The sequence below is a fragment of the Paractinoplanes globisporus DSM 43857 genome (assembly GCF_000379645.1).
Taxonomy (GTDB): domain Bacteria; phylum Actinomycetota; class Actinomycetes; order Mycobacteriales; family Micromonosporaceae; genus Actinoplanes; species Actinoplanes globisporus.
Map to the genome: position 1 here is coordinate 18,469 of NZ_KB903319.1, position 24,163 is coordinate 42,631.

A 24,163-nucleotide genomic window follows, 5' to 3' on the forward strand; every position below is an offset into this window, starting at 1 on the left:
GAATGCCCCGCTTTCTCGAACTCGGCCTCAACTCCATCTTCCGGTCGCGGGTCGGCATCGCCATCGTGATCGTCGCGCTCGTGGCGGCGGTGGTCGGGATCGGCCGGATCTTCTCGGACGGTGGAGGCAGCACGCCCGCGCTCGGCAGCGCGTCGCCGGCCCCGGCGATCAGCATCGACCCGAAAGACGACGACAGCGTCATCGACTCGGCGCCGCCGCCGAGCCCGTCCACCATCCCGGGCCGCGCACAGCCCGAGGAAGTGGCGTACGCGTTCGCCTCGGCCTGGTGCAACCACCAGAAGGTCACGCCGAAGACGTGGCGCGACCGGTTGCTGCCCAACGCCACCAAGAACCTCGCCGATGAGCTGAACGGCGTCGACCCGGCCGGCGTCCCGGCCGACCGGGTGATCGGGCGGCCCTCGCTCGTGCCGATCAGCGAAACCGTCGTGAACGCCGTGGTCACGATGGATTCCGGGAAGCTCAACCTGCGCCTGGTCGCGCCCGACGGACACTGGCTCGTCGACGGCATCGACTGGGACGGGTCATGAGCGTCCCGCGACCTCGCAGGATCGTCCTCCTGGTCGCGCTGGTGGCGACCCTCGCCCTGCTGTGCTGTGGCGGGAGCGTGACCGCGATCCTGCTCGGCGGGTTCTACGACGACAACAACGCCAAGCTCAACGCGGCGATCGGCTGCGGCAAGGGCGGTCCGGTCGACCCCGACTCCAAACTGCCCCGGATCCGGCAGTACGGCGCCGCGCAGATCCGCAACGCCGCCATCATCATCAATGTCGGCTCGGACCTGAAGTTGCCGCCTCGGGCGTGGGTCATCGCGGTGGCGACCGCCATGCAGGAGTCCCGGCTCACGAACCTCGGCAACCTCGGCTCGCGAAACGACCACGACTCGCTCGGTTTGTTCCAGCAACGCCCCAGCTCGGGATGGGGCACACCGGCGCAGATCACGGACCCGGTCTATGCGAGCACGAAGTTCTACGAGAAGCTCAAGACGATCGACGGCTGGCAGACCATGCCGCTCACCGAGGCGGCGCAGAAGGTGCAGATCAGCGCCTACCCCGACGCGTACGCTAAACACGAGCCGGTAGCCACGCAGATCGTCAACGAGCTCGCGGACGGCGCGGCAGGGGCCGTGGGCAGCTCGGTGACCATGGTCTGCGCCTCCGCCGGTCAGATCGCGGCCTCCGGCTGGACCATCCCGGTCAAGGGCGCCGTCGTCGGCTCCGGGTTCCGGACCGCCGACCGGCCGACCCACCAGGGCGTTGACCTGATCGTCGGCCGGTACACGCCGATCTCGGCGGCGGCCAGCGGCATCGTCTCGAAGGTGAAGTGCGACGAGGACCACAAGGGTCAGCACACCTGCAACGTCGACGGCTATCCGGGCAAGGGCGGCTGCGGCTGGATGGTGGAGATCCAGCATGCCGGCAACATCATGACCCGGTACTGCCACATGGTGCAGCGGCCGTTCGTCAAGGAGGGCCAGCAGGTCACGGCCGGCGAGATCATCGGCCGGGTCGGCACGAGCGGCAATTCCTCCGGTCCTCACCTACATTTCGAAGTACACCTGAACAACGATCGGTCGAGCGCCGGGGCGATCGACCCGGTGCCGTTCATGCGGCAACAGGGCGCCGCGCTGGGAGGTGAGGGATGACCGGAGGAGCCGTGCCCGATCCGTTCGCGGGACATCCCGACTGGGCATTGGACCCGCCGCGATCGATCGTGCCCACCCCGGCGAACATGAGCGGGCAGCTGCGCGGCCGGCGGGTGCTGATCGGGCTGCCCGGCCATGGCTGGCGGGCGGACCTGCGTGCGGACCAGAAGGTGGTGCAGGGCAGCCGTACTTACGTGCCGGTGATGGTCGAGTCCGAGTGGTACCGGGCCGAGGCCGAGCAGACCGAGGTTTTCGCCCCGCTGGTGCCGATCGAGCGCGTCTGGGTCGAGGAATTTGGGATAGCCGGATCCTTCCCGGGGGACCAAGGCGTCAAGGCACGGCTCGTCTCGCTGGACGAGCCCCCGCGCAAGGAACCAGTCGCAGCACTCGACGCCGGTACGATCACCGGCCGACGCGTGGTCGAGCTCATGGACGACGGAAGCGAGCGGCGAGACCTTCGAGCGGTGACGGAACTTCACACCAACGACGTCGGCGATATCTGCGCACGCGTAGCCGCCGAACTCGACTGGTACCGATGGGCGTGGAGCGGGAAGGCCCCAAAGACACTAGAGATCCCGGTTCATCTCTTGTGGGTTGAGTAGCTTCTAGGGCAGCTGTGTTGCCCCACAGACCCGCCAGCCGCCCTGGTCGACCATCGCGAAGCGCCAGGTATCAGACGTTCTCTCGCTCCCGTCAGAGATTGCGCGACGAATGTCCGTCGTGACCGTTGTTTTCCCACCCTCGGTCGCGATTGTGAGGCTGGTCCAAGACACCCTGATGCCGATCGAATATTGACTCTCTCGGCTAACGATGTCGGAGCGAAAGGCCGCGATCTCTGCAAAATCGCCGCCGGATTTGCACTGATACAGCGCCGCCTCTTTGTCGTCCCGATCCACGAGGTAGGCCCGCAGAAAGTTGTCGACTACCGCGTCTGGGGCGGTTCTTTTGATCTCGGTGGCTTCGTTGTATAGCGAGAACGCGACGCCCACCCCGCCGAGGCAGAGCAGCGCCGCGATGCCGCCCACGATGGCCAGGATCAGCCGGCCCCGGCGGATGCGTGGCTTCGGGCCGGTGGCGGCGGGTGCCGGCAGCGGTGCCGGTGGGACTCCTCCGGTGACGGGCTCTCGCGGCTGCACACATACGACAGTAATGCCTCCCCTCACCCAGACCGTGCCACAGCGCCCACGCCCGTGAATGCCGCGGCACGGAACCCGCTCGCGCCCGGGAGCGCGATCCCGGCGCCGGTCTGGGATAAGTTTTATCCGCACACAGGAGGTGAGGGCGGTGGCGGATTCAGCTTTGCGGGTCCAGCAGGCTGCTGCCCTGCACCGGCAGGCGGCCGCCGTGGCCGAGGCCGCCGCCGTCGCGCTCGAGTCCGAGGTGCTGCCGGCGGCCGACCCGCTCGAGCAGCATTCGCTCATCGAGCAACTGCGGGCCGCCGCGGCCATGCTCGCGCCGGGCTGGCTGGGCTCCCCGCTGGAGGCTCTGTCGGCGAATACGCCGCTGGGTGGCGTCTTCCCGCCCCAGTTCGTCCGGCTCGGCGCCGCGCAGCCGCTCGACGACGCCCTGTTCCCGGCGATCGTCCCTCTGCTCGGCACCGGTCATCTCACGATCGATGCCAGCGCCACCGACGCCCGGGTTTTCGGCCTGCTGCGTTGTGTCCTTCTTCGTTTGCTGGCCGCCGCGCCGGTTGGCTCGCTGCTCGTGCGGGCCGTCGACGGCGTCGGGGGTGGCGCCGTCTTCGCACCGTTCGCCGATCTGGCCGACGCCGGCCTGATGTCGCCGCCGGCCACCGATCGGCAGGGCCTGCGCGACGTGCTCGCCGAGGCCGACAAGTGGCTGCGCCCGGGCCGGGGTGGGCCGCCCCGCCGCAGCCGCCGCGACCGGATGATGCTGGTGGTCATCGCCAGCCTGCCCGAGCTCACCGAGGGCGAGGAACTGCGGCGCATCGCCGCGCTGGCCCAGCAAGGGCCCGATTCCGGCCTCCATTTGATCGTGGCCGGCTGGCCGCCCCCGCCTCTCACCGCAGAGACCACCCAGGCGCCGCTGCCCCGCACCACCGCCGTCTCCGTACGGGATCCGTATGTGGTGATCGGCGACCCGCCCGGCGCGACCTACGGCTCCTCCCCGGAAGCGCTGTGGCTTAACGCCCCGGTCTATCTCGACGACGACCCGCCCGCGCACCTGCTCGACGGGGTCTGCCGCGAGCTGGCCGCCCACTCGGCCGCCGCCTCCCAGGTGGGCCTGGCCGACCTCCTGCCCGAGCCCGGCGAGGAGCTCTGGGCCGGCGACGCCGCCGACGGCCTCGGCACGATCGTCGGGCACGACGGCGACACCCCGCTCGTGCTGCGCTTCAACGACCTCACGCCGCACTGGCTGGTGGGCGGCCGGTCCGGCGCCGGCAAGACCGCGTTCCTGATCAATGTGCTGTACGGCCTCGGCGCCCGGTACAACCCGGCCGAGATGGCGCTCTACCTGCTCGACTTCAAGGAGGGCGTGTCATTCGCCGAGTTCGTGCCGACCCGCCGCGACCGCACCTGGCTGCCGCACGCCCGCGCCGTGGGCGTCGAGTCCGACCGGGAGTACGGGCTGGCGGTCCTCCGCGAGCTGGACGCCGAGATGACCCGCCGCTCGGTGGCGTACAAGAGGGCCGGCGTGACCCGCTTCGCCGACCTGCGCCAGGTCGCCGCGGAGGAGGGGCAGAAACGCCCGCTGCCCCGCATCCTCTGTGTCATCGACGAGTTCCAGGTGCTGCTGGCCGGCAACGATCCGATCGCCACCGAGGCCGTGGCCCTGCTCGAGTCGCTGGCTCGCAAGGGCCGCTCGTACGGGATCCACCTGATCCTGGCCAGCCAGACCGTGCTCGGCGTCGAGGCGCTGTACGCGAAACGTGACTCGATCTTCGGCCAGTTCCCGGTGCGGATAGCGCTGCCGGGCGGCGGCGACGTGCTCGAGCCCACCAACGACTCGGCCGCCGGGCTCCCCCTGGGCACCGCCGTGGTGAACACCGCCGGTGGCCTGGGCGGCCCGCGCGGTGCGACCCGTGGCCACGAACGGGTGGTTCGCTTCCCCGACCCGCACGCCGACCGCGAGGTGCTCAGCGCCCTGCGCCATCGCCTGTGGGGCGCCCGCGACCCCGAGGCCATCCCCCCGCGCATCTTCGCCGGCTACGCCCACCAGCATCTGGCCGACGACCCGACGTACCGGTCCGCGCTGGCCGGTCGCGCCGTCCGCCCGGCCGCTCTCGTGGGCCGCGTGATCGACGTGAGCCTGTCGTCTGCCGCGTTCCCGCTCGACTCCTCGCCGGGCCGCCACCTGGCGATCTTCGGGTCGTCGGCGGCCGGCTCCGAGGTGCTGGACGCGGCGGCCCGCAGCGTGGCCGCGTGCCACCAGCCGCGTACGACCCGATTTGTGATCTCGTCGCTGGTGGCCGAGGGTGACCGGCTCGCCGAGGCCCTGGCCGAGGAGATCGCGCATCGGCAGGAGGTGTCGCTGGTCGACGCGGCCGGCCTGGCCGGGGCGATGGAGCTGGACCGCCCGGGCTACCTGGTGGTCTTCGGGATGGACGCGGCGAGCCCGGGCAGCCTGCCGGGCCTGCGCCGCCTGCTGCGCGAGGGCCCGGGCCGCGGCGTGCACCTGCTGTCCTGGTGGCGGGGCATGCGCCGGTTCACCGACGAGACCGGCGGCAGCGCGGGCCGGGAGGACGTCGCCGGCCTGCTGTTCCTCAACTGTCCACAGTCCGATGTGGCGCTGATGCTGGGCCGCCCGGTCGACTGGCACCCCCGGCCCAACCGGGCTCTGCTGCACGACCGCCACGCCGACCGCACGGTCACGGTCGTCCCGTTCGTCGAGCCCGAGGGCGACGAGCTATGACCGACCAGCAGGAACACCAGCAGGAACAGGAAACCGCCATCCCCGCGCAGGCGACCCCACCCGCCCCCGGCCCATGGGCCGACTATCTGACCGCGGCTCAGCGGCTGGACGCGATCCGCCGGGCCGCGAGCGCGGCGGCGGGCGAGCAGCAGGCGGCGGCGACGGCCGCACGTCAAGAGCTTTCCGCCGTACGCGCGCGACTAGCTCCTCAGCAGGCGCGTCTGGTCCGCGATTTCGGCGTACCGGAAATGGAACTGGCCCCGCGCCCGGCGGAAGTGGAATCGGCCGCCTTGGCCATGTCCGGCGGCCCGGCCGCCGTGCTCGCGGCGCTGCAGCAGGCGCGACGCACCGCCGACGCCGCGGACAACACGATCATCGGCCCGGGCCCGGCCCGCCCGCTGCGTCCCTGGGCCCGCAACCTGCTCGTCTATGGCCCGTTCGCGGCCGCGGTGCTGCTCGTGCAGATCGTGCTCTACCTGGTTGCACCGCAGGGCTCGGTGCCGACGTACGCGCTGCTCTGCGGCCTGAGCATGCCGGTGCTGGCGTTCGGCCTGGGCTGGGCGACGATCGGCTTCGTCTTCGGCGGTCCGGGCGTGAAAGTCGACCGCACACCGATCCTGGGCGCGATCGTCTGCCTCACCCCGGTTTTGCTGACCTGCATGGGCGTCGGTCTGCTGGCATTTTTCCGGTGAAAATGGGGTAAACGTGGCGAGTGTCGAAGAGGTCAAGGCGAACGTAGCCGCGTCCGTGGACGGCGCCGGCCGCGCCGTGACCGGCATTCAGCAGGTGACCGACCAGCTGGAAGACACGCTGGCGCTGCTCCGGATGACCGCGGTCGGCTCGTTCCACCCGTCGGTGGCCTCGGCGATCGCGCATCTCGAGCAGGCCCGCACGAGGCTCGACGAGGCCGCCCAGCTGACCCGGGCGGCCATGGACGCCGCCGACACGTTCCGCACCGTCATTTAAGGCAGCGCGGCGGTGAGGTCGATCTCCACCAACTGCCCGCGATAGCCCAGCGAGGCCACACCGAGCAGCGTGCTGGCGGTATTGAAGGCCGGCCCGAGCGGCGAGGCGTTGAGCCGATCCCACACCCCGGCGAGAACAGAGCTGTCCGGCGAGACCACATAGATGATCGACCGTACGACGTCGTCGGGCGAAGCACCGGCCGCGGCGAGCACCGTGAGGCAGTTGGCGATGACCTGGTCGGTCTGCGCGTCGTAGTCGCCGGGCGCGCCGACGACCGTGCCGGCGAGGTCGAGCGGGCACTGCCCGGCCAGATGGGCGAGCCGCCCGGCCGGCGAGATGGTGACGTGGTGGTAGCCCGCGGTCTCGTGGACGCCGGGCGGGTTGAGTTTCTCGAGCACGCGGTCAGTATGGCCACGACGGCCACCGGCGGACACCGGATTAACGCGCGTTGATCAGGGCCATCGCCTCGGCCCGCACCTTGCCGTCGTGCTGGAAGGCGCCCCGCACCGCGCTGGTGATCGTGCGGGCGCCCACCTTCCGGATGCCGCGCATCTCCATGCACAGGTGCTCGCACTCGAGCACCACGATCACCCCGCGCGCCTCCAGCCGTTCCAGCAGCAGGTCGGCGATCTGCGAGGTGAGTCGTTCCTGTACCTGAGGGCGGCGGGCGTAGACCTCGACGAGGCGGGCCAGCTTGGACAGTCCGGTGATCCGGCCGTGCGTGCCCGGGATGTACCCGACGTGCGCGACGCCCTTGAACGGCAGCAGGTGATGCTCGCACATGCTCATCACCTCGATGTCGCGGACCAGGACGAACTCCTCGTGATCGGCCTCGAACGTGGTGGTGAGCACCTTTGCCGGGTCGACCCGCAGGCCGGCGAAGAGCTCGGCGTACGCGCGTGCGACCCGGGCGGGAGTCCGCTCCAGGCCGTTGCGGTCCGGATCCTCACCGATGGCGATGAGGATCTCGCGGACCGCCTTCTCTATCCGGGCCAGGTCGACGGCAGACTCGACCGGAGCACCGGTGAGCTTGCCGTCGACCAGGCGCGCGGCGAGATAGTCAAGATCGCCGTCGTCGCTGATCAGATGCTGCCTTCCACGCTTCCGTTCGGGTTCGACCCCATGGCGAACTGCCCGTCCGCCTCGGCCTGGGCCTTGAGCTTCTCCCGCTCGGCCGGGGTGAGCACCGGCGGCGCCTCGGAGGGCAGACGCTTGCCGAAGCCGTTGAACGGCGACATCGGCGGCCGCTTGACGACGCGCTGGCAGATCCGGTCCATGTCCTCGCGGGTGATGGTCTCCTTCTCCATCAGCTCGAGGACCATGCTGTCGAGGACGTCGCGGTACTCGACCAGGATCTCCCACGCCTCGTCGTGCGCGAGCTCGATGAGCGCCCGCACCTCGGAGTCGATGTCGGCGGCGACCGAGTCGGAGTAGTCCCGCTCGTGGCCCATGCTGCGGCCCAGGAACGGCTCGTCGCCGCTGGTGCCGTACTTCACGGCGCCCAGCTTCGAGCTCATGCCGTACTGGGTGACCATGGCCCGGGCCAGGCCGGACGCCTTCTCGATGTCGTTGCCGGCGCCGGTGGTGGGCTCGTGGAAGACGAGCTCCTCGGCGGCCCGGCCACCCAGCGCGTACGCCAGGGTGTCGATCATCTCGGCCCGGGTCTGGGTGTACTTGTCCTCGGTCGGCAGGACCAGCGTGTGACCGAGCGAGCGGCCACGCGGCAGGATCGTCACCTTGTGCACCGGAGCGGAGTGCGGCAGCGCGTACGCCACCAGCGCGTGCCCGCCCTCGTGGTACGCGGTGATCTTCTTCTCGTTGTCGCTCATCGCCCGGGTGCGCCGCTCGGGGCCGGCCACGACCCGGTCGATCGACTCCTCGAGGAAGTAGTTCGAGATCGCCCGCTTCTCGTTACGCGCGGTGAGCAGCGCGGCCTCGTTGATCACGTTGGCCAGGTCGGCGCCGGAGAAACCGGGCGTTCGGCGGGCCACCGCGTCGAGGTCGACGTCGGGGGTGAACGGCTTGCCCTTGGCGTGCACCCGCAGGATCGCCTTGCGGCCCTCCATGTCGGGGTTGTCCACCGGGATCTGCCGGTCGAAGCGGCCCGGGCGGAGCAGCGCCGGGTCGAGGATGTCGGGCCGGTTGGTGGCCGCGATCAGGATGACGCCACCCTTGGTGTCGAAGCCGTCCATCTCGACGAGCAGCTGGTTGAGCGTCTGCTCGCGCTCGTCGTGACCGCCGCCCATACCGGCGCCGCGGTGCCGGCCGACCGCGTCGATCTCGTCGACGAAGACGATCGCCGGCGCGTTCGACTTGGCCTGCTCGAACAGGTCGCGGACGCGGCTCGCGCCGACACCGACGAACATCTCGACGAAGTCGGAACCGGAGATCGAGTAGAACGGGACGCCGGCCTCGCCGGCGACCGCGCGGGCCAGCAGCGTCTTACCGGTTCCGGGCGGGCCGAACAGCAGAACGCCCTTCGGGATCTTGGCGCCGAGAGCCTGGTACTTCGCCGGGTTCTGCAGGAAGTCCTTGATCTCGTAGAGCTCCTGGACCGCCTCGTCGGCGCCGGCCACGTCCGCGAACGTGGTCTTCGGCGTGTCCTTGGTGATCATCTTGGCCTTGGACTTGCCGAAGTTGAGCACCCGGGAGCCGCCGCCCTGCATCTGCGACATGAACAGCAGCAGGAGGACCACCAGGATGGCGATCGGCAGCAGGTTGATCAGCAGGCTGAAGAGGATGTTGTCGCCGGACACCTTGGTGTCGATCGTGCCGGTGATCCGGCCGGCGGTCTTCGCCTCTTGCACGTCCTGCCAGATGGCGGTCGTCGACTCGTACGGATACTGAGTCTCGATCTTGTCGGTGGTCTTGCCGTCGAACCGTTCCGTCTGGGCGAGGTCGATCTGGAGCGTCTGCTCCTTGTCCTTGAGGACGACCTTCTTGATACCCGGCTGGTTCAGGCGCTCCAGCGCGACCGATGTCTCGACGCGCTGGTAGCTCGGACCACTGGTGAAGAACGAGCTCAGCGCGATAACGCCGATGATCACCAGAATGATCCAGACCACCGGGCGGCGGAAGAAACGCGTACGCTCCATGCTGTTGTCGGGCGGCGAGCGCCCGGACCCTCCTGATCGGCGTCCTGGTCACTTCAACGTCGCCGCCACGGGCGGCCCCGACGGCGCTAGTGACACTGCGCCATCGGTCACTCGACGGTACACCGTACGTGCCGTTCGCGAACCCGTGAGCCCGCTGGCCGGACACCTGCACGCCCTCGCCCGCCCAGCCTACTTTCGTGGCAAATCCACCCATAAAGACGAATTCTGAGACCGGGCTGAGAAGGCGGTTCAGCTACGGGCGTACACCTCGGGCTTGAGCACGCCGACGTACGGCAGCTCGCGATAGCGCTCCGCGAAGTCCAGACCGTAACCGACCACGAACTCGTTCGGGATGTCGAAGCCCACGTACTTCACCGGCACCTGCACCTTGACCGCGTCCGGCTTGCGGAAGAGCGCGACGACCTCGACGCTCGCCGCCGAGCGCGACTGCAGGTATTTCATCAGCCAGGAGAGGGTCAGGCCGGAGTCGACGATGTCCTCGACGACCACGACGTGCCGGCCGGTGATGTCGCGGTCCAGGTCCTTGAGGATGCGCACCACGCCCGAGGAGGTGGTGCCCTGCCCGTAGGACGAGACCGCCATGAACTCCATCTCGGTGGAGGGGCCGTGCCTGCCCAGCGCCCGGGCGAAGTCGGCCATGAACATGACCGCGCCCTTGAGCACGCAGACCAGCAGGATGCCGCCGTCGGCGTCGGCATGGTCGGCGGAGACCTGCTTCGCCAGCTCGGCGACCTTTTCCCGGATCTGCTCCTCCGAGATGATCACGTGGTCGATGTCGGCGTCGTACCAGGAGCCCTCAGCCATGACGTAAGACTGCCGTATGGAGGTTGCCGCTCGTCGCACGGGGCCGTGGTGCGATGCGGGAGAACCGCTGGAAAACTGCCCGTTCCGCCCGGGCTGTCCGCCGAATCAGGCACCGCGAGTGACAGTTCTCACAGGGGGTCAGGGCACTCGAACGAGTTGTCCCCGCACCCGGGCCACCCGAATCGCGCCCGGAAGGTGCACCGGCCCCTGACCATGCCAATCGCTGACCAGCGCGTCGAGCGCCTCGACGTGCCGGTGCGAGAGCGCCGCCCCTGACGCGCCCAGCTCCTTGGCCCAGGCGTGCAGCACGCGCGTCCGGATCGCATCCGGCAGACCCGATAAAACCGAAACTTCAAGACCTTGTTCGCCGTACGCCGATTGCCGCGCATCGGCGGCAATGGCGTCCAGCGCCGCGTTGTCGGCCGCGATCTGCCCCGCCGATCGCGCGAGGTTGGCGACCACCGCCGGCCCGAGCGCCTCCACCAGCGCCGGAAGCGCCGCCCCCCGCACCCGCGAGCGGGCAAAGGCCGGATCCACGTTGTGCGGGTCGTCCCACGGAACGATCCCCTGCGCCGCGCACGCCTTGCGGGTGTCGGCCCGCGCCACGCCCAGCAGCGGCCGCAGAAAGATCCCCTTGCGGAACGGCATTCCGGCCAGCCCCCGCGGCCCGGCGCCTCGGGCCAGCGCCAGCAGCACGGTCTCGGCCTGATCGTCCCTGGTGTGCCCGAGCAGCACGGCGACCGCCGCCACCCGCGAAGCGACGGCGGAGAGCGCCTCGTACCGAGCGGTCCGCGCCGCGGCCTCGGGCCCGCCGGGCAACCCGGCAACCGACACCGTAGCCACCTCGACCGGGGCAAATCCGGCGGCAACCGCCCACGAAGCTACGTCCGAAGCCCGCCCGGCCGACCCCTCCTGCAGCCCGTGATCCACTGTCACAAGCCCGACCTGAGAGCCGACAAATCGAGCGGCGGAGGCCAGGGCCAGCGAATCCGCACCGCCCGAGCAGGCCACCAGGACGAGCCCATCCCGCGGGATCGAGCGGCGGACGGCCTGCCGCACCGCCGCGACCGCCGCCGGGATGCGCGCCACTTACCCCCCGATCGCGGGCTGCGGCCCGTGCACCCGGGTCACCCACGCGTCCGGGTCGCCGAGCTCCTCGAGCCGGGGCAGCGTCAGCGGCGAGTCGAAGACCTTGTTGAATCCGGTCATCCCGACCCGCTCGACCACGCCGTGCACGAACTTGCGGCCCTCCGCGTACTGCCGCATCTTGACCTCGATGCCGAGCAGCCGGCGTACCGCCTTCTCCAGCGGGTTGCCGCTTTCCCGGCGCCGGTTGAACTTGGACCGGATCGACTCGACGCTCGGGATCACTTCGGGGCCGACGCCGTCCATCACGAACTCGGCGTGCCCCTCGAGCAGCGTCATCAGCGCGGTGAGCCGGTCGAGCACGGCCTTTTGCGCCGGCGTCTGCACGATGTCGATCACCGAGGCGCGGCTCTCCGGGTCGCGCAGCGCGTCGGAGAGCGTGGCCACGCCCCGCCGCATGCGCTCGAGGATGTGCTCCCCGCTCTGCGACGCGTCGGTGAACGCCTGCACCTCGCCCAGGAAGTAGCCGCGCATCCAGGGGACGGCGGTGAACTGGGTGCGGTGGGTGACCTCGTGCAGGCAGACCCAGAGCCGGAAGTCGCGCGGGTCGGCGCCGAGCTTGCGCTCGACCTCGACGATGTTCGGCGCGTTCAGCAGCAGCTGGCCGGGATTGCCGGAGAACACCTCGTACTGCCCCAGCACGCGGCCGGAGAGATAGGCCAGGATCGTGCCGGCCTGCACGCCGGTGACCCGGGAGCCGATCGCGTCGGCGAACCCGCCCGGCGGCCGGTCGCCGGAGAGCCGTGTGACCAGCGGAATGATCACCTGCTTGAGACCTTGGATGTTCACGGCGGCCCAGTCCTTGCGGTCCACCACGCGCACCGGCGGAACCTCGATCTGCGAGGTCAGGCCCGTGTACTCGGCGACGTGCCCGGCCGCCTCGTCGGTGAGCGCCCGGAGCTCGGACACCACCGTCATCGCGTCCTCGTAGGAGACCGCGGGCCCGGATTTGGAGAGGGCCCCCGCGGTCGCAGCGGCCAGATCCCAGTCAACGAACTGCGCCATGCACCCACCGTACCCGCGGAATTCCAGCCCGAACTCCGGAGAAACCCTGACCTCTGGAGCGCCCAACAGCCCCTCAGCAACCGCAGGCGACCAGCCGCGCGGGCACCCGGTCGAGCGCCGCCTTGGCCGCGATCGCGTTCGACGACCCGCTCGCCATGATCGCGAAGACCAGCATCCGGCCGTCCTTGGTGACCAGCTCGCCGGCCATCGTGTTGACCCCGCTCAGCGTCCCGGTCTTGGCCCGCACGACGCCCCGGCCGGCCTGGTTGACCTGGGGTTTCTCGAACCGCTTCTCGAGCGTCCCCGACCAGCCCGCGACCGGCAGCCCGCCGAAGATCCCGGTGATCGCCGGCTGCTTCCCGTTCGCCGCAAGCGCCAGCACCTGCGTGAGCAGCACCGGGCTGATCCCGTTGTGCCGGGAGAGCCCGCTCCCGTCGTACAGGTCGGCCTCGTCACCCGGCAGCCCCAGCTCGCGCAGCTTCGCGATGATCGCCTCGGAGGCGCCGTCGAAGGTCGCCGGCTTGTGGGCGGCCACCGCGACCTGCCGCGCAAGCACCTCGGCGATCGTGTTGTCGCTCTGCTCGAGCATCCAGTCGGTGATCTGCACCAGCGGCGGCGACTGCACCACGCCGAGCCTGGTTCCGGGCGCGATCCCCGTAGAAGTCGAGGTCGCGGCCGGCGCCTTCCCCCGCTTGACCGTCGCGGCCGACACCCCGAGCAGCTTCGCGAACGCCTTGCCCGCCGCGAGGGCCGGGTCGGGCGAGCGCGGATCCCCGCCACCCTCGTTGTGCACCGGCTTGACCCGCCCGCCGTTGGTCATCAGCGACTGCACCCGGGCCACCTGGCCGAGCGGCGAGACGTCGTCCGACGACCAGCCCAGCCCGGTCTCCGGCCCGCTGAACAATGACGTGTCGACCAGCACCTTCGTCGGCTTGGTCCCGCCGAGCGCCTTCTTCACCTGCGCCGCGAGCTGATCGAGCCGGGCCGCCCCCGGGAACAGCGCCTTCGCGTCGACCGACAGAGTCGGATCCCCGCCGCCGACCAGCACGACCTCGCCCGGCGCGGTTCCCGCCACCGCCGTGGTGCTCAGCCGGTAGGCCGGTCCGCGAGCCGCCAGCACCGTGGCCGCGGTCAGCAGCTTCGTGGTCGAGGCCGGCGTCGTCGGCACGTCCGCGTTCCGGTCGTAGAGTGTCTGCCCCGACGCCGCGTCGATCACCGACACGTTCACCGTGTCACCCAAGGCCGCCGAGCTCACCAGCGGATCGAGCGCCACCTTCACCCGGTCCGGGTTCGGCGCCACCCCGCCCCCGTCGGCCGCCGCCAGCACCGGAGTCGGAGTCGGGTCCGGCCCGAGTGTCGCCTTCGTGGGCGCGCTGACCGCGTCGGCCCCGAGCCACCCCCGCACCGGTCCCGTCCGCACCAGCCCGATCAGCACGCCGCCGGCGATCAAAACCACGACTACCGAGATCAGGGCGACAATCTTCCGCTTTCCCCCGCCCGTACGAGGTTCAGCACCGGTCCCTGCCTTCGTGGGGCCGGCACCGTCGTTGGTCCCGGCCGTAGCGCCACCGCCGGGCTGACCTGCCGGCGCACGCTCCCCACCCGCCCCGGCCACCGCCGAGCGCTGCTCAGCCGCCGTCAGCCCCGGCGCTGCGGAACTCGTCCCAGTGCCCTGCCCAGAGGGCGCCGCCGGTCCTGGCACGGATGCCCGCCCATAGGTGCCGCCACCGGCCGGAGGTGGGTTGCCGGGCGCGGTCGCCCAAGCCCCCCACGCCTGCTCGGCCGAGTCGGGCCGCTGCGGCGGGGCCCATCCGTCGGGGGCCGGCCACGAGTCACCAGGGTTCCGGGGCTGCATTTGTTGATCTTCCAACCCATAGGCGGCAAATGGGAGCTTCTGTCCCGATTCCACCCTATCGGTCACCGGGAACCCCGCCTGCCCGGGCGGCGTGGCCCACGGTCCGCCCGGAGGCGCCGAAGATCCGGAAGGAACACTCGCGCGGCCCGCGGAACCGCTAGCCTTCTCGGGGGCACGAGGCACGTCGGGGCCGTCGTAGGCGGGTCCGTTGTGTGAATCTTGCCTCCCCACGTGCCCCTCCTCGCCCGCAGCGCCAGACTTAGGGGAGACTAGCGACATCCGGCACACCGTTGCGCGCGGATCCCGTGGGCACTGATCTTCCGCCTCGGTTCCCGCCGTCGTGACCGGTCTTCTTCGGTGGGCGAGTCAAGGGAGCTAACGATGGATTTCGACGTTCTGGTTGAGATCCCCAAGGGCCAGCGGAACAAGTACGAGGTCGATCACAAGACGGGCCGCATCCGTCTCGACCGCACGCTCTTCACCGCGACGCAGTACCCGGCGGACTACGGCTTCATCGAGGGCACCCTCGGTCAGGACGGCGACCCGCTGGACGCGCTGGTCCTGGTGCAGGAGCCGACCTTCCCGGGCTGCCTGATCCGCTCCCGCGCGATCGGCATGTTCCGGATGAGCGACGAGAAGGGCCGCGACGACAAGGTCCTCTGCGTCCCCTACGAGGACCCGCGCCAGGAGCACCTGCGCGACATCCACCACCTGGGCGAGTTCGACCGGATGGAGATCCAGCACTTCTTCACCGTCTACAAGGACCTCGAGCCCGGCAAGTCGGTCGAGGGCGCCACCTGGGTCGGCCGCGTCGACGCCGAGGAGGAGATCCGCGCCTCGTTCAAGCGCGCCGAGGTCGCCGAGGCCGACGAAGACCACTGACCCGCCACACGCTCACCGGCAGTCCAGCCGTGGCACGTAGCCGCCGCGGCTGGACCAGCAAGTCGCCTGGAGACACCTAGATCCGGATGTTGCCCACGGCGTCGTAGAGGCCGACCACCGCGCAGGCCACCGGAATCACCGAGACCACCACGATGGTGTCGAAGAGGTCAGCGGCCCGGCCCATGTAGGGCGACGGCGGCCGCTCCGAATAGGTGGCCCCGGCGACCACGGTCACGATCGCCAGCAGCAGCACGACCACGACCAGCGCCAGCAGCATGGTCGCGTCGGCCGAGCGCATCAGGTCGACACCCAGGCAGAACACCCCGATCAGCCCGCCGGCCACCAGCGGCACCCGCTGCCGCAGCGTCACGAACAGACGCGACCGCAGCAGCAGCGCCGCGGCCGAGACCGCGATCAGGATCCGCGACGACAGCGACCCCGACGCCGCCAGCACCAGGAACGCCCCCGCGGCCAGCACCGTGTGCCCGAGCAGCATCCCGGCCAGCAGTTCCTCGGTGCGGGTGACCGCGGCGAACACCGTCTCCCGATCGGGCCGCTCCCGGGCCGCGTCCAGCGCATTGCTCGGCCCCAGGCCGGTGAATCCGGCCGCCGCGTCGGTCCCGGTCGGCAGCGTCACCGGCGGCGTCGGCATCTTGCCGAACCTGATCGCCAGCAGCGGTAGCGCCCCGATCCCGCAGACCAGCGCCGAGATCAGCACGGCCGCCGCCCCGGCCGCGGTGGTGAACATGCTGACCAGCGCGGACACGGCTCCCAGCAGCCCGACCACCACGCCGGCCGTGAACAGTCGCAGCGACGCCGCCACGCCCACCCCGCCCAGCGCCGCCACCAGCAGCAGCGCCACCGACCCCGCCAGCAGTTCGGAGTCGCCGAGCCAGGGCAGCGGCGTGAGCACACCGACCCGGTCGTTCGAGGCGACGACCAGCGCGCCACCGGCAAAGGCATAGGGCATCGCGTACGCCCCGAGGGCCGCACCCGCCCGCCCGTCGTTGTAGGCGCGCGAGGCCGTCACGCCCCCGACGGCCAGCACGACCGCGACGCCGAGCCCCACGTAGGCCGAGGCGGTCCAGGCCGGCCCGACCAACATGATCGCGATCAGCCCGACACCGAGCAGCACTCCGGCCGCGGCCAGTGTCGCCGTCCGGGTGGAGGCCGCGGTCCACGCGCTACCGCGACGACGCGCCCCCTCAGCGATCGCCTCGACGACATCGTCGTACTCGAGCTCGGGCCAGTCGTTGTGCGCCGGCACCAAATGCAGGACTTCCCCGTCGCGTACGCCCTGCGGGAAAAGACCTTGGGACGTGACCAGCGCGACGCCGTCGGTCCGCCGAAGCACCCACCCACCGTGTTTCTCGCCGTCGTCGGCGAGTCCCTCGCCGGCATGGCGCAGCACCTCGGGAAGCAGCTCGGCGAGGGGCACGTGCTCGGGCAGTGCGACGTCGACCCGGCGGTGCGGTGCGCTGATCGTGACCCGGGCCAAACCAACACTCACTGCTCTTTTTCCCATCGATAAATTTGGAAGCTTTAGTCGATATTAGGGTGGTGGGCGGGGCGGTTGGATGGGGATGCGAGACCTTCCGCACATTACCTACCATGGGCGCGACGCGATGTCCGGATTACGGAGCGCGCATGGGGGGTGACCACACACCCTTGTGGACGAAGGGGACATACCTGGCATGAGCACGGTGGTGATCAAACGGTCGGCCCGCCGCCCGGCGCCGGAGATTCCGACTGGAGAGATCGCCGTCGAGCCGCCGCCGGAGATCCCGCAGGCGACAGGCGGGCGCTGGCAGCAGGCGATGATGGCGCTGCCGATGCTGGGCGGCTCCGTCGCCATGGCCATGATGATGGGCCAGGGCCGGAGCGGCCCCTATGGATACGTCATCGGCGGCCTGTTCGGCGTCTCCTCGATCGCGATGCTCACCACCAGCTTCGGCGCCAGCGGCTCGCCGAAGAAGGCGGAGATGATGGCCGCCCGCCGGGAGTACCTCCGCCACCTGGCCGGCCTGCGCCGCCGGGTCCGCGAGACCGCGACCAAGCAGCGCGTCGGCATGCTCTACCGCCACCCCGACCCGCATCAGCTGTGGTCCACAGCGGGCAGTTACCGGGTCTGGGAGCGCCGCTCCAGCGACCCCGACTTCGGCGTGGTCCGGCTCGCGGTCGGCCCGCAGACGCTGGCCACGCCGCTGATCCCGCCCGAGACCCGCCCGCTCGACGAGCTCGAGCCGATGACCGCCGGCGCCCTGCGGCGCTTCCTGGACGCGTACTCGGTCGTACCCGACCTGCCGGTCGCGGCGTCGCTGCGCGGCTTCGCGCGGGTCTTCGTGCGTGGCGCCGGATCCACCGGCGAGCAGGACGCCCGCGCCCTGACCCGGGCCGTGATCTGCCAACTCGCCACGTTCCACGCCCCCGACGACATGATTGTCGCGGTCTGCGCGGGTCCCGACCGCCGCGCCGAGTGGGAGTGGGTCAAGTGGCTGCCGCACAACCTGCACCCGTCGCGCACCGACGCGCTCGGTCACGTGCGGCTGGTCGCCAGCACCGGTCCCGACCTGGAACGCCTGCTCGAGGACGTGATCGGCAACCGCGCGCGGTTCAGCTCGGCCGGAGCCGGCGGCCACTCGCCGCACGTGGTGATCGTGCTGGACGGAATCAACCTCAAGGGCGCGACCCAGCTCGACGACGGCATCGACGGGGTTACCGTTCTCGATCTCGACGAGCAGCCCCCGCGCCTGCTGGACCGGTCGTTGCTGGTGCTCGAGGCCGCGCACGCCGGCGGCCGTCGCGTGCTGAACACGTACTCGATGGATCACCAGGCCGAGGTGGGCACGCCCGACCACCTGAGCGTCGAGCAGGCCGAGGCGGTCGCGCGCCGATTGTCGCCGCTGCGGCTGGCCGCGATGTCGAAATCGTCGGACACGCCGCTGGCCACCGAGATGGGCCTGGCCGACCTGCTCGGGCTCGGCGACCCCGAGACGTTCAGCGTCACGCAGAGCTGGATGCCCCGCCCCAACCGCGACAAGCTGCGCGTGCCGCTGGGCGTCGGCGCCGACGGCAGCCCGATCGAGCTCGATCTCAAGGAGTCGGCGCAGGACGGCATGGGCCCGCACGGCCTGCTCATCGGCGCGACCGGCTCGGGCAAGTCGGAACTGCTGCGCACCCTGGTGATGGCGCTGGCCGCGACCCATTCGTCGGAAACGCTGAACTTCGTCCTGATCGACTTCAAGGGCGGCGCGACCTTCTCCTCGCTCGACCGCCTGCCGCACACGGCCGCCGTGATCACCAACCTCGCCGACGAGCTGGTGCTGGTCGACCGCATGGTCGACGCGATCGACGGCGAGATGATCCGGCGCCAGGAACTGCTGCGCAAGGCGGGCAACTACGCGAGCCTGCGCGACTACGAGAAGGCCCGTGCCGGCGGTGCGGCCCTGCCACCGCTGCCGTCTCTGCTGGTCATCTGCGACGAGTTCTCCGAGCTGCTCAGCGCCAAGCCCGACTTCATCGACCTGTTCGTCCAGATCGGACGGTTGGGCCGGTCGCTCGGCGTACACCTGCTGCTGGCCAGCCAGCGACTCGAGGAGGGCCGGCTGCGCGGCCTGGACACGCACCTGTCGTACCGGATCGGTCTGCGGACCTTCTCGGCGCTCGAGTCCCGGGCGGTGCTCGGCGTGCCCGACGCCTACGAGCTGCCCCGCTCGCCCGGTCACGGCTACCTCAAGTTCGGCACCGAGCCCCTGCTGCGCTTCAAGGCCGCGTACGTGTCGGGACCGTTGCGCAAGGCCGGCGCCCGTGCCGCCGCCGGGGGCGCGCAGGCCGTACCGCAGGTGCTGGAGTACTCGACCCGGTACATCCCCGCGCCCAAGCCGGCGAAACCGGTGCAGCCCAAGCCGGAAGAGATCCCGGCCGGCGAGAGCGTGCTCGACGTGATGGTCGACCGGCTCAACGGTCAGGGCCCGCCCGCGCATCAGGTGTGGCTGCCGCCGCTCAACCAGTCGCCGGCGCTCGACGAGCTGCTCGGCCCGGTGGTGGCCGACCCGGTCCGCGGCCTCGCGTTCGCCAACCCCGAGCTGCACGGCGCGCTCCAGGTGCCGATCGCGATGATCGACAAACCACGCGAGCAGGTACGCGACGTGATGTGGCTGCAGCTGGCCGGCGCGGCCGGGCACGTCTCGATCGTCGGCTCGACGCTCTCCGGCAAGTCGACCGCGCTGCGCTCGATGATCTGCGGGCTCGCCCTGACCCATACCCCGGCCGAGGTGCAGGTCTACTGCCTCGACTTCGGCGGCGGCTCGCTCACGACCATCCGGGACCTGCCGCACGTCGGTGGAGTCTCCGGCCGGCTCGACACGGTCGGCGTGCGGCGCACGGTCGGCGAGATCTCGACGCTGCTCACCGAGCGCGAGACGCGGTTCGCGGCGATGGGCATCGACTCGATGGCCTCCTACCGGCGGCGCCGGGCCAACCCGGCCGGCACGAACGCCGACGCCGACCCGTTCGGCGACGTGTTCCTCGTGATCGACGGCTGGTCCACGCTCCGCAAGGAGTACGAGGAGCTCGAGCCCGTGATCACCGACATCGCCACCCGCGGCCTGTCGTACGGCATCCATGTGGTCGCGGCGAGCTCGCGCTGGATGGATTTCCGCCCCGCGATCCGCGACCTGTTCGGCTCCCGGCTGGAGCTGCGGCTCGGCGATCCGAGTGACTCCACAGTGAACCGACGCGCGGCGATGACCGTGCCGGAGAAGCCGGGCCGCGGCATCGTCGAGCACCCCACCGACAAGAACAAATTCCTACACCTTTTGACCGTACGCCCCGAACTGAGCACGATGGCCGACACGAACGCGCTGGTCAAGGCCGTCGCCACCAACTGGCACGGCCCGCAGGCGCCGCGCGTGCGCATGCTGCCGGCCTCCGTACCGTACGCGGAAATGGATCTTGATCGTGGCACCGGCCTGCGGCTGCCGATCGGCATCTCCGAGGCCGACCTGCGGCAGGTCGAGATCGATTTCGCGTCCGACCCGCACTTCCTGCTGTTCGGGGACGCCGAGTGCGGCAAGAGCTCGTTCCTGCGGGCGCTCGCCACCTCGGTGATCCGGCGGTTCTCCCCGGAGGAGGCCCGGATCATCCTGGTCGACTACCGGCGCAGCCTGATGGACCTGCCCGAGTCCGAACACCGCATCGGGTACGGCATCCAGGCACAGAAGACACTCGAGCTGATGCAGTCGGTGGCCGGGTACATGGAACGCCGCCTGCCCGGCCCCGACGTGACCGCGCAGCAGCTGCGCGACCGCTCGTGGTGGACCGGCCCCGAGCTGTTCGTCCTGGTCGACGACTACGATCTGGTGGTGTCCGGCCCGACCAACCCGCTCACCCCGCTGCTGGAGTACCTCCCCCAGGCTCGCGACGTCGGCCTGCACCTGGTGCTCACCCGGCGGGCCGGCGGTGCGAGCCGCGCGCTCTACGAACCGGTGATCCAGCGGCTGCGCGAGCTGTCCGCGCCGGGCATGGTGATGTCCGGTCCGTCCGATGAGGGCGCTTTGATCGGCGCCATCAAACCGACGCTGATGCCACCAGGCCGTGGCCGCCTGCTCACCCGCCGTGAGGGCATTCGTTTGGTGCAGTTGGCGCACCTGCCGCCCTATGCGTGAAACGGCCGATTTGGCAGACTCCGAGTGCGATATGCATCGACCGACCCCACCAAGTTCGCGCGGTTTCGGAGTAATCTGCATCGACCATCCAGGATCGGATAGGCGATGCGACTGGTGACCGCTGCGAGCGCAAGCGCCCGGCCCGCCGGGGCGCGATGCCGCATACCCACCGTCTCGCGTCGTGTGCCTGCCACCGCGGTTCGCGCGCCGACCGTCCGGGGTGGGCATTGCTGAGCATCCGGCGCCTTGCCTCGGCCGCGCTCGCCGGCGTCTTCGCGCTCGCCGCTCCCGCCGCGCCGGCCGTCGCCGGTCCCGCGCCGCGTGCCGAGCCGCCGAGCCCACTGGTCGGCGACTCGGTCCGCGACGACCAGTGGTACCTGAAAACGCTGGACGTGGCCGGCGCGTGGACCTACGCGACCGGCGCCGGCGTCACCGTCGCCGTCATCGACTCGGGCGTCGACTCCACCCACCCCGACCTGCAGGGCCAGGTGCTGCCCGGCCTCGACCTGGTCGACTCCAAGGGCGACGGCGACACCGACCTGGTCGGCCACGGCACCACGGTCTCGGCGATCATCGCGGGCCGCGGCGACGACACGGCCGGCATCATCGGCATCGCCCCCAAGGCCAAGATTCTTCCCGTACGCGTGCTCGACGAGGAGAACCGCTACAACGACGCGATCATCGTGGCCAAGGGCGTCCGCTGGGCCGTCGACCACGGCGCCCGCGTGATCAACCTGTCGCTCGGCGGCAACGGCAGCAGCGCCACATTGGCGGCCGCCCTCGACTACGCGTTCGCCAAGGACGTGGTCGTGGTCGCCTGCACCGGCAACACCAGCGCCTCCCCCGACTCCGAGGTGTGGTACCCGGCCCGCGAGCCCGGCGTGCTCGCCGTGGCCGGCATGCAGAAGGACACCGACCTGCTCTGGGACGGCTCGATCACCGGCCAGCAGACCGTGGTGACGGCCCCCGCCACCCAACTGGTCGGCGCGCAGTCCGGCGGCGGCTATTGGAAGGTGCAGGGCACCAGCTTCGCGGCCCCGATGGTGAGCGGCACGGCCGCCCTGATCCGCTCCCGCTGGCCCACGATGCCCGCCGGCGAGGTGATAAACCGGATCATCCGCACCGCCACCGACCGAGGCCCCACCGGCCGCGACGCCACCTACGGCTTCGGCGAGATCAACCCGACCGGCGCCCTGACCGCGTCCGTCCCCGCCGTCTTCGAAAACCCGCTCGACACCGCGCCCTCGCCCGGCATCGCCCGCTTCGGCTCCGCCCCGGCCCCCGGCCAGGCCCAGTCGGCTCCCAACGACACCACGACCCAGCCCCCGCGCATAGCCGCCGGCCAGGCCGCCTCCCCGGCCGCGGTGTCCGCGAATCCCCCACACCGCGCTTGGTGGCTGGCCGCGGGTCTGCTCGTGGTCTCCGCGATGGCGGCCCTACTGACCGTCCGCCGCTTCGCCTACACGACGTAGCCGCCAGCACGGCCACTCGCGCCCCCGCCGCCGCGCACACGGCAACCCACACCGCGCCGCACGGTCACTCGCGCCCCCGCCGCCGCGCACACGCCACCCCACACCGCGCCGCACGGCCACTCGCGCCCCGCCGCCGCACACACGCGCCACCCCACACCAGGCCGCACCCATGGCCACCCGCGCCCCACCGCACACACGGCAACCCACGCCACGCCGCACCCCCACGGCAACCCACGCCACGCCGCACCCCCACGGCCACCCGCGGCCGCCGCGCACGCGTCAACCCGCGGCCCGCGCCGCACGCCGGCCGCCAGTTGCACGCCGTCCTCACGGCACCTGCCGGCGTTTCCCGCTCCAGCGCGTCCCGGCGCGCCGCGTTGTGCGCGCCTCAACGTTCCGCTGCGCCGCAAACGAGCCGCGCGCGTGTCGAAGTTCCGCACGGCGCAACACGTTCTGTGCACGTCGACGTTCCGCGCGGCTCGGGATGATGCCCGCCCCGGGAGGCCGCACGGCGCCCCTTCGCGCGCGTCGTCAGGCGCAGTCGTCGGTGGAGACGCCGCGGGTGCGGTTCAGGCCCGCCTGGGCGACCGGCGCCGCCTCGCTCGCGGTGAGGGCGAAGCCCGTGTTCTTGTCGTCGGCCGCGGCCGCGAAGATGACGCCGAGCACCTGGCCGGTCGGGGTGATCAGCGGGCCGCCCGAGTTGCCGCTGCGCACCAGCGACCGGATCGTGTAGATCTCGCGGGTCACGTCGCCGGAGTCGTAGATGTCCGGCCCGGTGATCCGGCTGACGTCGCTGACCCGGGCCGACTGGGCGTCGTACGGTCCGTCCTGCGGGTAGCCGAGCACGATCGCGCTGGCCCCGCTCGCCGCCTGCTTGCTCACGAACGGCATGACCGGCGCCCGCAGCCCGGGCACATAGACCACGGCGAGGTCGCGTTCCGGGTCGTACACCACGACCTTGCCCTGCAGCCGCTCGCCGTCGACCTCGACCGCGGTCTCGCGGGTGCCGGCCACCACGTGCGCGTTGGTCATCACCCGCTCGTTGGCGTAGACGAAGCCGGAGCCCTCGATGCGCCGCGAGCAGCTCGGCGCCGTGCCGAGCACCTTGATCACCGAGCGTTTCGACTTCTGCACGATCTGGGAGCCCTTGAGCGCCGGGTCGGGCGCCGCGACCTCCTTGGTGCGGGTCGGCGCGAGGCCGCCGAAGACGTCCGGGAAGCCGTTCGTGTCGAGCGTCTCGCGCAGTGCCGAGGAGAGCGCCTGGGCCTGCTCCGGCATGAGGCTGTCGATGCCGCCGAGGATCGCGCTGCTGCGCACCTCGCGGTTGAGCCCCTCGAACGGCGTGGAGCCCAGCGGCACCGCGATCAGCCAGGCCACCAGCAGCACCGCGACCAGCGAGATCAGCGCTCCGCCGGCGTCGTCGACGCGCTGCAGCGGCTTGCTGGAGATCTGCCGCCGCAGGTGCGTGCCGAGCCAGCCGGCCAGCGTCTGCCCGAGCACGGCCAGCGCGAAGATCGAGGCGAGCGACACCACGAGCCGGGCGGTCGGGTCGGAGAACTTGTCCGCGATCAGGGGGCCGACCTGCAGGCCGATCAACACGCCGCTGAAGAACCCGCCGAAGCTCAACGCTCCGATGACGAACCCCTGGCGGTAACCGCTGATCGCGAAGACCAGCATGAGCAGGATCAGGATGCCATCGACCACGGACACTCACT

General features: G+C 70.9%; 19 protein-coding genes. 9 read left to right on the forward strand and 10 right to left on the reverse strand.

All coding sequences use genetic code 11. From position 1 onward, the window contains the following. The first annotated feature begins 2 nt into the window (after positions 1-2). From A3CQ_RS0132765 to A3CQ_RS0132775, 3 genes are read left to right on the forward strand one after another with little or no spacing between them, the layout of a single operon-like run. Positions 3-548 (forward strand): hypothetical protein, encoded by a 546-nt coding sequence (locus A3CQ_RS0132765; RefSeq protein ID WP_020515180.1) that lies wholly within the window; start codon positions 3-5, stop codon positions 546-548. Further along, complete coding sequence (locus A3CQ_RS0132770) at positions 545-1,663, forward strand: M23 family metallopeptidase (RefSeq protein ID WP_020515181.1); 1,119 nt, start codon at positions 545-547, stop codon at positions 1,661-1,663. Before A3CQ_RS0132765 ends, A3CQ_RS0132770 begins: the two co-directional genes overlap by 4 nt. Beyond that, positions 1,660-2,265 carry a hypothetical protein gene (locus A3CQ_RS0132775; protein ID WP_026206460.1) on the forward strand — a complete coding sequence of 202 codons (606 nt, stop codon included), beginning with the start codon at positions 1,660-1,662 and terminating at the stop codon, positions 2,263-2,265. Before A3CQ_RS0132770 ends, A3CQ_RS0132775 begins: the two co-directional genes overlap by 4 nt. Positions 2,266-2,268: 3 nt before the next feature. Here A3CQ_RS0132775 and A3CQ_RS0132780 read toward each other — a convergent pair whose 3' ends face one another. Then, positions 2,269-2,688 carry a hypothetical protein gene (locus A3CQ_RS0132780; protein WP_020515183.1) on the reverse strand — a complete coding sequence of 140 codons (420 nt, stop codon included), beginning with the start codon at positions 2,686-2,688 and terminating at the stop codon, positions 2,269-2,271. A 250-nt stretch (positions 2,689-2,938) separates the two neighbouring features. Between A3CQ_RS0132780 and A3CQ_RS0132785 the strand changes: the two genes are divergently transcribed. Genes A3CQ_RS0132785 through A3CQ_RS0132795 form a run of 3 tightly spaced genes read left to right on the forward strand, consistent with a single transcriptional unit; the run spans position 2,939 to position 6,502 of the window. Next, positions 2,939-5,536 (forward strand): FtsK/SpoIIIE domain-containing protein, encoded by a 2,598-nt coding sequence (locus A3CQ_RS0132785; protein WP_245577418.1) that lies wholly within the window; start codon positions 2,939-2,941, stop codon positions 5,534-5,536. Then, the gene (locus tag A3CQ_RS0132790; protein WP_020515185.1) at positions 5,533-6,228 is read left to right on the forward strand and encodes a hypothetical protein; all 696 of its coding nucleotides are present in this window, start codon (positions 5,533-5,535) and stop codon (positions 6,226-6,228) included. The genes A3CQ_RS0132785 and A3CQ_RS0132790 overlap by 4 nt, the downstream gene beginning before the upstream one ends. 13 nt (positions 6,229-6,241) lie before the next feature. Further along, a complete protein-coding gene (locus tag A3CQ_RS0132795) occupies positions 6,242-6,502 on the forward strand; it encodes a hypothetical protein (RefSeq protein ID WP_020515186.1) in 261 nt (86 codons plus the stop codon). Here A3CQ_RS0132795 and A3CQ_RS0132800 read toward each other — a convergent pair. From A3CQ_RS0132800 to dacB, 7 genes are all read right to left on the reverse strand, one after another. Further along, complete coding sequence (locus tag A3CQ_RS0132800) at positions 6,499-6,900, reverse strand: RidA family protein (protein ID WP_020515187.1); 402 nt, start codon at positions 6,898-6,900, stop codon at positions 6,499-6,501. The genes A3CQ_RS0132795 and A3CQ_RS0132800 overlap by 4 nt on opposite strands. Positions 6,901-6,940: 40 nt before the next feature. Beyond that, a complete protein-coding gene (gene folE, locus A3CQ_RS0132805) occupies positions 6,941-7,588 on the reverse strand; it encodes a GTP cyclohydrolase I FolE (RefSeq protein WP_026206461.1) in 648 nt (215 codons plus the stop codon). After that, positions 7,585-9,597: an ATP-dependent zinc metalloprotease FtsH gene (gene ftsH, locus A3CQ_RS0132810; protein WP_020515189.1), complete on the reverse strand. Its 2,013-nt coding sequence runs from the start codon at positions 9,595-9,597 to the stop codon at positions 7,585-7,587. Before ftsH ends, folE begins: the two co-directional genes overlap by 4 nt. Positions 9,598-9,846: 249 nt before the next feature. Next, positions 9,847-10,422 (reverse strand): hypoxanthine phosphoribosyltransferase, encoded by a 576-nt coding sequence (gene hpt, locus A3CQ_RS0132815; RefSeq protein WP_020515190.1) that lies wholly within the window; start codon positions 10,420-10,422, stop codon positions 9,847-9,849. A 138-nt stretch (positions 10,423-10,560) separates the two neighbouring features. Continuing rightward, a complete protein-coding gene (gene tilS / locus A3CQ_RS0132820; protein WP_020515191.1) occupies positions 10,561-11,511 on the reverse strand; it encodes a tRNA lysidine(34) synthetase TilS in 951 nt (316 codons plus the stop codon). Further along, positions 11,512-12,573, reverse strand: a complete 1,062-nt coding sequence (locus A3CQ_RS0132825) for an Rv3626c family coenzyme F420 biosynthesis-associated protein (protein ID WP_020515192.1) — start codon at positions 12,571-12,573, stop codon at positions 11,512-11,514. A 73-nt stretch (positions 12,574-12,646) separates the two neighbouring features. Next, the gene (dacB, locus tag A3CQ_RS0132830) at positions 12,647-14,023 is read right to left on the reverse strand and encodes a D-alanyl-D-alanine carboxypeptidase/D-alanyl-D-alanine endopeptidase (protein ID WP_020515193.1); all 1,377 of its coding nucleotides are present in this window, start codon (positions 14,021-14,023) and stop codon (positions 12,647-12,649) included. 786 nt (positions 14,024-14,809) lie between these two features. Here dacB and A3CQ_RS0132835 point away from each other — a divergent pair. Beyond that, positions 14,810-15,310 (forward strand): inorganic diphosphatase, encoded by a 501-nt coding sequence (locus A3CQ_RS0132835; protein ID WP_020515194.1) that lies wholly within the window; start codon positions 14,810-14,812, stop codon positions 15,308-15,310. A gap of 76 nt (positions 15,311-15,386) precedes the next feature. Here A3CQ_RS0132835 and eccD read toward each other — a convergent pair whose 3' ends face one another. Continuing rightward, the gene (gene eccD / locus A3CQ_RS0132840) at positions 15,387-16,820 is read right to left on the reverse strand and encodes a type VII secretion integral membrane protein EccD (protein ID WP_026206463.1); all 1,434 of its coding nucleotides are present in this window, start codon (positions 16,818-16,820) and stop codon (positions 15,387-15,389) included. Positions 16,821-17,004: 184 nt separating this feature from the next. On the opposite strand from eccD, the gene A3CQ_RS0132845 reads away from it, so the two are divergent. Both A3CQ_RS0132845 and mycP read left to right on the forward strand, forming a co-directional pair. Then, complete coding sequence (locus tag A3CQ_RS0132845; RefSeq protein WP_020515196.1) at positions 17,005-20,976, forward strand: type VII secretion protein EccC; 3,972 nt, start codon at positions 17,005-17,007, stop codon at positions 20,974-20,976. Between the two features lie 227 nt (positions 20,977-21,203). After that, positions 21,204-22,448: a type VII secretion-associated serine protease mycosin gene (gene mycP, locus A3CQ_RS0132850; protein WP_020515197.1), complete on the forward strand. Its 1,245-nt coding sequence runs from the start codon at positions 21,204-21,206 to the stop codon at positions 22,446-22,448. A 531-nt stretch (positions 22,449-22,979) separates the two neighbouring features. On the opposite strand, the gene A3CQ_RS0132855 is transcribed toward mycP, so the two are convergent. Beyond that, positions 22,980-24,158, reverse strand: a complete 1,179-nt coding sequence (locus A3CQ_RS0132855) for a MarP family serine protease (RefSeq protein ID WP_020515198.1) — start codon at positions 24,156-24,158, stop codon at positions 22,980-22,982. Between the last annotated feature and the right edge of the window lie 5 nt (positions 24,159-24,163).